A 12,870-nucleotide genomic window follows, 5' to 3' on the forward strand; every position below is an offset into this window, starting at 1 on the left:
GATGGAACCGATCGGTCACCACCAGCGACAACCCATACAAACGACCCATACAGTTGCCGGTTTACAGGCCGCAGTTGCGCTGGCCTGGGTAGTCGGCGCAGGCGGTGATGGGTGAGAGGACGCCTGTGTAGATGCGGGCGTCGTCGAGTTGGCCTGCGAAGGCTGGGCTGGAGTGGCCGAGGGCTGTGGTGCCGTCGCGGCGGGGGGCTGTGAAGGTCGCCGTGTCTTGGGTCCGCAGGTCGACGCTCAGAGAGATCTCGTCGTGGCTCGGGTCTCGGTCGTTGAGGCGGTACTGGCCGACGATCAGGTGCCAGGATTGGAGTTCTGAGATATCCGTGTCGCTGGTGGCGACTACGGTTTCGGTGGTGGCGTCGGCGTTTGCGCGGGCGAAGGTGAAACGGCCGGTGGTGGCGTCGATGGGCTCGTAGGCGATCCGCCAGGTGTCCTTGGTCGAGGTGCCTTGGCGGATGAGGACTCCTGGTTTGGAGGGGTCTGTGACCTTGACCATGACGGCTACCGCGAAGCTCGCGCTGGCGTCGACGACCGCGCGGTTGAGGGTGAGGGCTTCCTTTGTCGAGCCGGTGAGGTCGAGCACTTTGCCGCGGTCGGCGTCATCCACGAAGGCCTTGGACTGGTCGGTACCGCGGAAGCCGGACACGGTGAGATCGGCGCCGCGAATGGCTTCTGGTGAGCGCCAGACCTGATCGGTGCCGCGGGTCGCGGCGTCGAGCGGCCAGTACGCCGCATTGCCGGTGATGACCGGGGTGTTCGCGCTGCCTGATTCACGGGGGTCCTGGAGTTGCAGGACTTCTTCGGGCAGCAGGACCCGTTGCCAGGTCTGCAGGTTGTCGATCGAGCCGGCAAAGTACCCGCTGGCCGCGCCGCCCAGGAGGCCCCGGCCGACGGACAGGGCGCCGGTTGCCTTCCATGCGTTGGCGATCGGGGACGAGGTCTCCTGCTGCAGGCGGCCGTTGACGAACAACTTGAGGGCACCGGTGGTCGCGTCGTACGTCGCCAGCAGGTGTGACCAGGCACCGTTGACGGGTGCTTCCTTCGAAGACGCCTTGTAGACGGTCGGTTTGCTCACATCGGCCGAGGATCGCGCGAAGACCCAGCGCTTCGTGGCCGGGTCATAACCAAGGCCGGCCGCGGCCGAGTTCGTACCGTTGACGGCAGCAACGACTCCCAGCTTGGACGCGCTGGTGGGACGAGCCCACGTAGAGATCGAGAAGCTCCGCGAGGTATCGACCACGGACTCGCTGGCGGCTGCAAAGTCGTTGGAGCCGTCCAGAGCCAAAGCGCCCTTGAGCCGCCCGTTCGCCTCGAACGCCGCGCCCGACAAAGCCAGCGGGTGGGTCAGACCGGGGCCGTCGGCGGCCGTCGTGCCGCTGCCGTCATCGAAGGACCAGGACCCGATCGGCCCCGCCGGACGACCGACGCCGACGCGGAAGTGCACGGTGGTGCTGCGCTGACCGATCTCGTTGAACGCCTGCACATCCACGAGTAGGAGGGACGCGCTTCCGACCATCACGTCGACTGTCACGGTCGAGCCCATCAGCGACGGATGACCGTTTCCGTTGTCGGAGTAGTCGAAGCCCACCACATCCGTTGAGGTCGCGGTGAACGTGAAGGTCACCTTCTCCCCTACGACCACGGAGTCTGGGCAAGAGGGCTTGTTCGCACAGTTCTCGACCGGCGCACCCTGATACACGGCGGTCACCGTCGGAGATGACGGCGGGACAGGCGGCTCCGCGGCGGCCGCACCCGGCAATCCGGAGACCAGCAAGGCAACCGCGGCCGTGACCCCCAACGTCAGACGTCGGCGGACTGACAGCAGGCGTGCGTGTTTCATGTGGTCCCTCCCCAGGGCGGCATTCTGACCAGCGAGTCATCCTGTCGCCCGGGGACGGAGCGTGTCCACAAAATTGCACGAAGTTGCAGCGAGTCGAGTCAGCGCCGATGGACGCAGTGGCCAGGCGGGGACTTCAGCAAGCGACGACGCGATCTACGACGTCCAAGTCACCTTCGGTCGAGACCACGACGATCCAGGCCCGGTCTTCGGCCAGGAAGTAGTGATGCTCCGGTATCTCCAATAGCACCGCAGCGACCGAGATTGCCTCACCCCCGGCAAAGCGCACACCGTACGGCGACAGCCCGTCCCCGACGTGTTCGACGGTAGAACTCGGCTGAACTCGCTGAGAAATCTCCGCCAATGCCGCAGCAACGAGCGACTCTTCGTCGCCGAATCTCTGATGGGTGTGTCCGGCTTCCACCGAGCGCCAGTCGATCTTCCCTCCATCGGAGAGAAAGGTGCGGCCGAGCCAGTCGAAGACGTTTGAGGTGCTCGTTCGCTCCAGGCCACTCAGCGGTGCCGCCGAGTACACCTCGTCTTCCCAGTAGTTGCCTGCCACAACAGTCCTCCATCAATGGCACCCGTGCAAAGATTGCAGTTTCGTGACCTCTGACTCGGTGGCGTCGAACGTGAAGTGCGGACCTTTCTCTTTTCCGGACCACACGTTGATGTGCGCGCCACTGCGCTGGTCGAACTCGATTCGGAAGCCGGTCTTGCCGTCGCTCGTCTGCATGCCAATGGGCTTGCCCTGGATGGTGCCGAACTTCCCGATCGTCGGCCTCTCAGCCTTGAATCCGCGAGGTTCGAGCCAGTCCAGCGCCTTGTTCATCGACTGGTTGAAATCGTCGCCGCCGCCGGCATTGTGCACCAGGACGGGCGTTGCCCCAGCCAACACATAATACGTATGGATTTCCGCGACTGTCAGGTTGTAGGCCTGCGCTCGATGAGCAGTCTCCGGGGCAAGGCCCGCAATCAGGACGGGATGCCCGGTCGAGCTGAGAATCTTCTCCCCTGGCGCCAGCTCGTCGGCTCGCTCGAACTGGCCGTCGGTGACTGACCAGAAGGGGTGGTCCTCGGTGGTGGTGACTTTGCCGCCGGCGACGACGAGGTCTGTCAGGGTGTCGGCGTGGGCCCAGACCTGCAGGACGGTTTTAGCGGCTCGTTCGCCTGTTGTGGGATCGGTGGCGAGGACTTTGTCGCCGGGTTTGATGTCCTTGATGGCTTTGGCGGAGCCGTCGGCCATCAGGACACCGGTGGCGCCTGCGAAGCTGCAGAAGGCCTTGGGCGTTTTGGCTGCTGCTCTCTCGGCGGCTTCCTTGGCTGCGGCCGCGGCGGTTGCTTTGGCTGCTGCTTCGGCGGTTTCGCGGGCAGCTGCTGCCGCTGCGGCTTCGGCTGTTTTGGCGGTGGCGGAGGCGAGGGTGCCGGCGCCGTGGGAGCCGATGAGGAGTTCTGCGGCGGCTTCGATGATGCGGCCGCTGGCCTTTTGGGTGTTGCCGGCTGCGAAGTCCTGGCCGATGGGCTCCCACATGGCTTTGGCTACGGCGGAGGGGTCGCGGACCATCGTGTAAAGGGACTTCGCCTGGGAGGCGCAGGCGTTGAAATTGGCGCTGTAGCACTGGTAGCTCTGCCATCCGGAGGTAGCGGCGCCCTTGATGGTGTCGATAGCGCCGGCGCCGATGCCGAGAGTTACCTGGCCCCAGGGGTTTTCGGGTCGGCCGATGGCCTTTTCGACCGAGTGGCCGACCTTATGGAGTAAGCCCTTCCAGCCTCCGCCGCCGGAGTTGTCGTTGTCGTTGCCGCTACTGCCGTTGTCGTTGTCGTTGTCGCCGCCCGAGGAGCCGTGGTTCGTGCCTTGCTCGTTGCCGCCGGTGGTGGTGGTGACCGTCGTAGTTGTCGTACCCCCGCCACCGCCACCGCCGTGGCAGTCGCAGTCGTTCATCAGGCCGGTGGGGTCGGAGATGGTGGCGGGGTTGTTGTTGCCGTAGGTGTAGCCGAGCATCTGGTGCGGGTCGGCGGTGTCCATCATCGGGTCGACGCTGAGGAAGCGTCCGATGGACGAGTCGTATTCGCGCGCCCCGACAGTGGTCAGCCCGGTGGCCTTGTCTTCGGGTTTGCCGAGGAAGCCGTGGTTGTCGGGCCAGGCGACCTCGGGTCCGCGGGCTTCGCCGAAGGGGGTTGTGTAGCGCTTCGTCGTGGCCAGGGTCTTGGAGTCGACCGCGACATTCGATGTGCCGTGGTGATCGGGGACAAGCCACTTGAGGTCGGTGACGCTGGCCCGAACGGCGATGTCCAGGCCGTCGATCGAGTAGGTGCGCTTGGATGTGACGGTTTTGGTCGAGGTGTCCAGAGTGAGCTCGAGCGAGCCGACGAACAGGGTCGTCTCCCCCGGGCTCTTGCGCAGGATGAGGCTGCCGTCGGCGTCGTACACGTACGACGTGTCGCCGGCCACGCTGCTGAGCTTCTGAAGCTTGTTCTCGGCGCTCCAGGTCAAGGCCTCGACACCGCTCGTCGGGTCCGGTCGCTGGGTCGTGTTACCCGCGTTGTCGAAGGTGTAGTTGGCAACCGGCTTGGGCGCCGCGCCGGTGGTGGTGATCGACTTCAGCGTGTGGGCCTGCGCGGTGTCGTAGGTGTAGGTCTCAGTGGTGTTCCCGGTCGCTGCGTGCTCGGTCTGGGTCTGCCGGAGACCGCTGGCGGTGTAGGTCCAGGACTGCCAGTACGGCGCCGGTCCGCCGAGGCCGGCCACGGATGGGGCCGCGGCGCAGTCGGTACTGGATGGCGACCAGGCATCGGTCAGCCTGGCATGCGCGTCGTACTTGTAGCACTGCGCGTCCCCGCCGACCTTGTTGTCGTCCTTGAGCAGGTTGCCGGCCTGGTCGTACTTGTACTCGTGGTTCGCGACCATCTCGACGTCGCCGGAGGTGCTCGTCAGCAACCGCCGTGTCCCCGGCTCGAACGTGTTGATGATGTCCATGTTGTGCTGGTCGCCGAGCTCGTAGCGCTCCGGATCACCCGTCGCGGTGTACTTCACGTCGTTCGCGTACACGGCGTCGCCGCTCTTCATCGAGACCGGGCGGCCGAGGTTGTTGTAGGTGTAGTTCAGCTTCTCCGAGCCGACCGCCCCACCACCGGGGACGTTGGTCCAGTCGACCGTCTCGTTGTCCGGCAGGTAGCCGATCGTCGTCTGATAGGTGCCGGCCAGGTCTCCCTCGGACGCGGGGATGACCAGGGACGTCGCCGTCGGCTTGTAGAGCACGTTGCGTGCGGTGATCTTCGACTTGTACGCCGGATCCGACTTGCCGGTGGGATAGCGGCTGCTCTGGTAGAGCTGTCCTAGCTGTCCGGTCGCGTCGTAGTCCCAGCTCAGCCGGAGGTTCGCGTCGGTCTTGGAGCCTTCGTGCACGGTGGTCTTGCGGTCGAGGTTGTCGTAGCTGGTGATCAGCTTCTTCTGGTTCGCGTTCGTCACCGCGACCGGCCGATCGACAGCGTCGTACTCGAACGACGACGTCCCGGCATCGGGATCGGTCGAGGTGATCCGACGGCCGAGCAGGTCGTATCCGTAGGTCCAGGTCGACCCGGCCGTGGTGAGCTGCGTCATCCGCCCCGCGGCGTCGTAGGTGTACTTCGTGGAGATGAACCCAGGTGTGACCGAGGACCCCTCGTACTCACGGTTCTCGATCGCCCGGCCCCGCGTGTCCTGGATCAGGCTCGTGGCCGGCGCGCCGTTCGGCGGCAGGGTGGTGACCGTGTCACCGCCATAAATCGTCCGGGTGGACCACTGCGGCTGGGCGGAGACCTGGAACTTCGACTCGGTGACGCGGCCGACACCGTCGTACGTCGTCAGTGTCTCGTTCGGGACCTCCGCGTCGAACACGGTGGCCAGCGCTCCTGAAGGCGCCGCCGAGTTCCACAGGTCGTTGTTCTGAATGATCGGGAGACCACGCGAGTTGTACTTCGTCTCGTTGATCAGGCGGCCGCCGTTCGGTGCGACCGTCTGGGTCTGCCGGCTCCGCAGCAGGGAGTCGTAGATCGCGAACCCGGACAGGTAACCGTTCGCGCTGAGGTTGAGGTCGTCGGTACGCACGTACGACGGTGCTGTTGCCGACAGGCTGTACGTGTACCGCATGTTCGGCAGCTCTTTGTTGGCCTTCGACTGGTTCGGCAACCACACCGCGGTCGTCCGGCCGAGGGCGTCGTACTCCAGATCGGTGATCTTGCCGTTCGGGTCGACGGACTGTGTCTGGGCGCCCCACTCCGGACGATAAGTCGTCTTGGTGGTGAGCGTCTTGCTGTTCGGGTCACCAGGCACGATCGGCGGCGAGGTCGAGACCGTCTGCAGCAGCGCGCCGACGCCGGCCGGCGTGTAGACCGTCGTCGACGTCCGGCCGAGGGCGTCGCTGTGCGTCTTCGGACGGCCGAGAACGTCGTACGTCGTCGATCCGGTCTGCTGGTAGACCGGGTCGCCGGCGGTGTTGTAGCCCGTAGCCCGCTCCGAGGAGGTGACGTCGCCCTTCGTCGGAGCCGATCCCGGTGTGCCGTTGTCGTAGATCGTCCGCTCGTCCGAGATGAACCTCGCCTGCGGTGGCTTCGCCGAGGTCGCGTCACACTGGCCCTGCGACACCACGACCCGCGAAACCGCCCCGCGCAGTCCGGTGGCCGCGTTCTTCGCGTACGACGTCACCGTGCAGGTGTCGTCTGCCGTTCCTGGATTCCCCAGGTCTTCGGAGGTCGTCGGTAGTCCGGTGTCCGGGTCGTACGTCGTACTCCCGACGTGCACGAGATCGGCGCGGCCTGCGTCCCGCGCGATGCGGGCCGCCACGGCAGACGGCTTGACGAGGTTTGCGCGGCGGATGATGCCGCTGTCGACGGTTTGGGTGGCGGTCTCCTGGACCCAGTAGTCGGTCAGGTTTCCGGTGACTTCGGTGTTGCTGTCGATGGCGGCGTAGGTGATCGCTTCCCGGACCAGGCCGGCCAGGGCCGGTGCGTCGACGCGGGAACCGCCTTGGGTGTCGGGCAGTGTCACGGACTTGACGCCGCCGGTGGTGCTCGCGCGGTCGCCGTTCATGCCGCGGAAGTACGACGTGACGGTGCGGGACCTCGGACCGGGCTGGAACGGGTCGCCGGAGCTCGTGGTGACGGTGCGGAAGCCGCGCCACTCCGACCAGTTGCGTTCCTTGGCCGGGACGAGGGGGTTCTCCGCATAGTGCCAGGCACCGCCGCCGCCGTACGTGTAGTTGGTGACCACCGCGTCGGCGCCGCCGGTGACGTCACTGACGCGGATCTGGGTGACGACGTGCCGGTGGAACCAGTCGTCGCGCTCCGCTGAGTCGGCCGGTTGCCAGTGCACCGGGTAGCAGCGCATCGTGTTGGTCGCCGCCGACGCCGGCATGTGGCCGGGTACGCCGGGGGCCGGGGCGATGCATTCCGGGTCGGAGTAGACGACGGTGATCTTGGCGCCGGTCTCGGTCCAGATCCCGCCGACCCGCAGCTTGTTCATCGGCGAGATGCCGTCGTCGTTGGAGTCGACACGGTTCGGGAGGCCGGTGCCTTCGAAGCTCACGGTCAGGGGCGCCGCGGCCGCGCCGGGCGCCACGCCGGTGTGGGTGATCGACTTCAGCCACAGCGAGCGGCCGGACATGTTGTCGCCCGGTGACGGGAAGTCCGGGGTGAGCTGCCAGCGGTCGACGTCCTGGGCGCCGACCTTGGTGGTGACGGTGTCGAGGCGGCGCCGCGAGAAGAACGACGGGCCAGGCTTGTTGCAGGTCGCGCCGGCGGCACAGATCTGGTCGAACGGGACGTCCGGCCAGTTGGCCTTGGTGGTGGCCGTCAGTGAGGTGCAGTTCGTCAGGCAGCGCTCTTGCGTGGTGAAGGTGACCTGCATCGGTGCGGTCGCGGACATGGCGTCCGAGCGCTGGCCGTACAGGATCTTCGTCAGGTAGCCACCACGGTCGTAGAGCTTGGTTGCGGTGGTGGCGCCGTTCTTGGCGTAGTAGTTGGTCTCGTTGGCGTACCACAGCGACATCGCGTTGGCGTGCGGGTCGACGACCAGGTCGAGGTTCCAGCGCCAGGCCTGGTTGTCGCAGAACGAGGTCGCGAAGGTCGAGCCGTGGCAGGGCTCGTCCGCATCGTCGCCCGCCACCGGAACGGTCCAGACCGAGTTGGTCACCGGGTCGGTCGCGTTCGGCAGCACGTGCTCGCGGCCGAAGTAATACTGCGTGCCGTCGAGCGTGGTGACCTTCCAGGACTCGCGGTCGTTGTCGCCGTTGTCGGTCGGGTTGGTGACCTTCTCGATCTTCGAGCCGTCGTCGTTCTTGAGGCGCCAGCCGGTGCCGTCCTTGACGAGTTCGCCGCCCTGGCCGTTCAGGACCAGGGTGGCGTTGTCGTACTTCCAGCACAGGTCGTACTTGCCGGTCTGACCGTCGTCCTCACAGGAGGCGTACTTGCGCTCGATGTACGAGCCCCCCAGGTCGAATCCTTCGCCGACCCACGAGGACTGGTTGTTCGCCACCGCGGTCTTGCCGTCGACGGACTGGGCCGAGTAGTCGATCGACAGACTCGGTACCGGACCGGCCGGCGCAGGCGGCACCCGGAGCGGATAGTTCCAGGTGAAGTCGCCGCTGTTGCGTCCTGCCGACCAGGACGCTGCCGGGGTCAGCGTGGTGGCTGCGTAGTCGCCACCACTCGAGCCGTTCGAACCGCTTGCCGCGGTCACGGCCATGACCCGCTCTTCGGAGCCTACGGCGACCGGAGCGGTCAGCGTCTGCTTGTCCTGGTTGTTGACCGACCCGACCGGAGTCGGCGTCAGACAGCCCGGCTTCTTCGGCGTCGTCAACGCACACTTCGGCAGAGCGACGAGCTCGAGACGGGAAGCCCAGTTGCCACCCACCGCCTCCGCGAAGCCCGAATAGTCGATGGTCAGGTCCGCCGGCGAGTCACCGGCGCCGCCGTCCGCACGACCGATGGTCAAGAGGAAGCCGGACACATCGGCGGCCTGCGCCTGCGCGGGATCGAGAACACGCAGGCGCGCCGCCGACGCTGCCGGAGCGCCGGTCTTGGCAGTACGTCCAGCCCGAGGCACGAGACGAATCGCGCTGTCGGCGGCCTGAGCCGTCTTGGCCGCCGCCGAGGCGCCGGTCAACTGGACGACCCGCTCCCCCGGCACCGGCCAGGTCGCCGGGCGTGGCGCGGCCGCGGGCCGCATCGCGGCCGCTCGCTCCGCATCGGACTTCTTGGCGGCGGCCGGGTCGGCCGCCCCGACCTTCGCATCGTGCCTGGCCGGCAGCGGCGGCATCTTGGATGCCGGTGCCGCTGTCGCCGCGGTCGAGCCCTGGCTGACGAGACTGCCGGCCAGGATTGCGCTCGCGGCGACGAGCGTGACGAGACCACCGAGTCGCTTCGACATGCTGCTGCTCTCCTGTCAGCCGGCCGGCGGCGGGCAGACGCCGTCGCCCAGTTCGGGGAATTCGACACAGACCGCGTTGTCCACCAGCGGGCCGACGTACAGCCGGAAGTCGTCGATCAGGCCGGCGAACTCGCTACCGGTGGTGCGGCCCTTGCCGACGACCGTGCTGCCCAGCCGGTACGGCGAGGTGTGTGCAGCCGACCCGCCGTCCATCGGGGTCTTGTCGACGGTCAGCTCGATGTCACCCAGCGGATCCTGGTTGGTCGCGCCGGCGGCGTTGGCGTCGTACGTCCCGACCAGCAGCCGCCAGTTGCTGACCGCAGCGTCGTTGTCCTCCGGGAAGATCGCACGATCCTCGCCGGTGCCGTTCGCGCGTGCTCTGGAGAAGACCCATTGGCCGCCGAGCGCGTCCAGCGGTTCCCAGGCCAGGCGCCAGGCATCTCGATCGGTGCCGGCCTGGCGAGCGATCACCGCCGGCTTGGTCGCGTCGGTCAGTTTCACCCAGACGGCCGCCGAGAAGGTCGTACCGGCATCGACCACCGGCCTCGGCAGCGTCAGCGCCTCGCTGGCGGCGCCGGTGAACTGGAGCACCTTGCCGCGGTTGTCGTCGACGTCGTCGACGAAGGCGGCCGCTTGGTCCGCGCCGGCGCCGCCGAATCCGGACATCGTCATGTTGGCGCCGTAGACCGTGTCCGGAGTCCGCCAGACGTTGTCCGTCCCGAGAGTCGCTGTGTCCAGAGGCCAGTGCGCCGCCTGGCGGACGACGACCGCTCCGTCCTTGCGAAGATCCGTCAGCCCCATGACCATCTTGGAGTCCAGCGCCCGCTGCCAGAGCTGTACGGAGTCCACCGAACCCGGAAAGCGGTTGGTGAAGACGTCGTTGTACTGCCCCTGGCCAATGGTCAGGGGCCCGGTCGCCTTCCACGCGGAGTCCGGGTAGGCGAGGTTGCCTGCGGTCTGCAGACGGCCGTTGACGTAGAGCTGGATCTTTCCGAGTCCCGCGTCGTAGACCCCGACGATGTGGGTCCAGGCACCGATCACGCCCGGTTCGTCGGACTTCGCCTGTACGGCGACCGGTGTCGTCGTGTCGGACTTGAACCGCAGGAACACCCAGCGGTTCAACGACAGGGAGTAGTACAGCTCGAAGGCGCTGCTGATGTTGCCGGCCGAGCCGACGACCACTGCCTCCTTGGTTGTGGTCAGGCGGGCCCAGGCCGAGACGGTGAAGCTCTTCGAGGTGTCGATCGGCGTCGTCGGCGTCTGCGCGGAGTCGTCCACACCATCCAGCCGCAACGACCCTCCGTCACGGCCGGCCGTGGTGTCGAAGGCCGCACCGCCGGACAGGGTCAGCGGATGTGCGGGCGTCGCAGAGTCGGCGGCTGTCGTCCCACCCGCGTCGTCGAACGACCAAGAGCCCGAAGGTGGCGACGCGCTCTTCACGTTGATCATGTAGTCCCGCGGCTTGCTGGCATGCGACGCGCCGTCGTAGCTCACGACATGCAGCACGTTGTAGCCCTCTTGCGGTGGCACCAGACTCTTGACCACGTTGAGACCTGTGATCGACCCATGGGCGGTCTGACCCTGGAACCAGTACTCGTGCCTGGTCACGTCGGCTGCGGCGCCCTTGATGGTGAACGACACCGCTGCTCCGAGCGGGGCGATCTCGTCACACCGCGTCTGGCCGATGCAGTTCGGAACGTCCTGGCCGTTGTACGACGCGGTGACGGTCGGTGCCGGCGGTGCCGATCGGTCGACCTTGAAGTAGCAGTAGATCGTGAACGCCGAGGCCAGCGACCCGGTGGACGAGTACGGATAGATCGTCCGGGCCCGGAAGTGGACCAACTGCCCGTCCGGTATGTCGGTGCTCGGAATCGTCACCGTCTGCGGAACGCCGGGCGCGGCGAGCCCGGTCCTGAGCATCCGGAAGGAGTTACCGGTGGTGCTGTACAGGTAGATCTCGGCGTAGACGTTCAGACCCTCGTTGACGTTGCCCTTGAGGACCGGCGTGACGCCGAACTGGATGTTGTTCGAGCCGACGTTCACCGGCGAGCTCGCGTCGTCGCATCCGACCGCGGGGTCGGTGAGCCCGAGCCGGCGCGGGACGTCCGGCGGCGTGACGTAGGTGACCTCGAGCTCACCGAAGGAGCTGAACTGCTTCCACGCCAGCCCGTCGGCCTCGTTGGTGGCCGTCAGCCGGAACGTCGAGGTGGTGTAGCCCTTGGTCGCCGTGTCCTTCATCGAGGCGGTCACCGGCAGCTCTTCGTAGGCATCCGGGCAGGAGGTGTTGTACCCGTGCGCGAAGCTCTTGCTACCGGCTGCCAACTGGGCGGCGGGCTGGTTGTTCCACGTCGTCGCGGTCGTGATCGGCGCGGTCCGGGTCACGGTGACGGAGTGCGCGGTGCAGTTCGCCGAGTGCACCTCGTAGGTCCGGAAGTTCGCGGTGAGGACCGTCTTGCCGCGGAACAGGGTCGTGTCGAACTGCCAGAAGGACCGAACGATCTTGTGCTGCTCGTAGTCCTCGAAACCGACGCCGAGAGTATGCGTGGTCTTGTAGAACGACGTGGTCGGGTAGAGCTGCCAGGCCGCGGCCCAGGACGCACGGGTGATCGTCTTCAGGACCGGGTCCAGAACGACCGGGTAGACTGTGGTCGGGTTCGCCAGGAGCTTGGCGTCCGGGGTCATGGTCAGACCGGTCGCGTCACCGCGCAGCTGCATCGCCGCGGAGTGGGTTCCGGCGGGCCCGTCGCTGACGAGCTTCGCCGACGAGCGCGCCGCCGCGGCTTGCTTGCCTTGGGCACCGGCCTGGGCGCCGGTCTGGGCGCCGGTCTGGGCGGCGTCCCACATGATCGCGTTGCCGGCGGACAGCACCGTGCGGCCGCTCTTGTCGACGTACGCCGGGCCGCCGGGCTGGTTCGCGTGCAGAGACAGTCCAGTGGCCGCGACCGGGAACTTGATCGACCGGAGGGCCGGGTTCGACGCGGCCTCGCGGGTCTTGACGACCAGGTTGTAGCTCAGGCCCTCGGAGGTCGAGTCGACGACGAGGTCGACGCCCTGGAGGACATCGCCGTACGTCGCCGTCGAACCGGACAGCGCCGGGCGCGGGAGCGTCCACGGCGACTTGAGCTCGAAGGTGCCTTCCTTGAGACCCACCTTGCCGACCAGGGCGTTCCCGCCGGCGGACAGCGCGATGTCGGACAGGGCGTTCTTCGGCCCGACGGTTCCGTCCGGGCGGAACTCCAAGGTCGTGTCGATCGCCTGCCAGACCCCGCCGCGCTTCGTCCGGACCGGACCGTTCGCGACCTTGCTGGTCATCGAGCCGTCCGGGTTGACGAAGGTCTGCGACGACTCCGTCGTCCGGTCGGCGACCTCGACCCGGGTGCCGCTGGCGGCGGCGAACTTGGTGGCCTCCGCCGTGTCCCGGCCCACGTTCGGGATCGGTGGCGGTGCCGCACCAGCCGGTACGGCGTGCAGTCCTGTCGTCAGGGCGGCCAGAGCCACCATCGCTGCTACTGCGCTTCGACCGCTTTGACGGCATGCCGAAGCCGCACGAGATCCCCGCACGTTCCCCACCCCACAGTTCGTTCACATCCCGAGGGGGCCAACTGTCGACTGAGCGGCT

The 12,870-nt window shown here is 67.1% G+C and carries 4 protein-coding genes; all 4 read right to left on the bottom strand.

All coding sequences use genetic code 11. From position 1 onward, the window contains the following. Positions 1-61 precede the first annotated feature (61 nt). Positions 62-1,852 (bottom strand): LamG-like jellyroll fold domain-containing protein, encoded by a 1,791-nt coding sequence (locus ACIA49_RS40940; RefSeq protein WP_396383760.1) that lies wholly within the window; start codon positions 1,850-1,852, stop codon positions 62-64. 133 nt (positions 1,853-1,985) lie between these two features. Continuing rightward, positions 1,986-2,411 carry a hypothetical protein gene (locus ACIA49_RS40945; protein WP_396383761.1) on the bottom strand — a complete coding sequence of 142 codons (426 nt, stop codon included), beginning with the start codon at positions 2,409-2,411 and terminating at the stop codon, positions 1,986-1,988. A gap of 12 nt (positions 2,412-2,423) precedes the next feature. Beyond that, positions 2,424-9,251 (bottom strand): polymorphic toxin-type HINT domain-containing protein, encoded by a 6,828-nt coding sequence (locus ACIA49_RS40950; RefSeq protein WP_396383762.1) that lies wholly within the window; start codon positions 9,249-9,251, stop codon positions 2,424-2,426. 15 nt (positions 9,252-9,266) lie between these two features. Beyond that, complete coding sequence (locus ACIA49_RS40955) at positions 9,267-12,749, bottom strand: LamG-like jellyroll fold domain-containing protein (protein ID WP_396383763.1); 3,483 nt, start codon at positions 12,747-12,749, stop codon at positions 9,267-9,269. Positions 12,750-12,870: the final 121 nt, after the last annotated feature.

Source organism: Kribbella sp. NPDC051587, from assembly GCF_044453945.1.
Lineage (GTDB): Bacteria > Actinomycetota > Actinomycetes > Propionibacteriales > Kribbellaceae > Kribbella.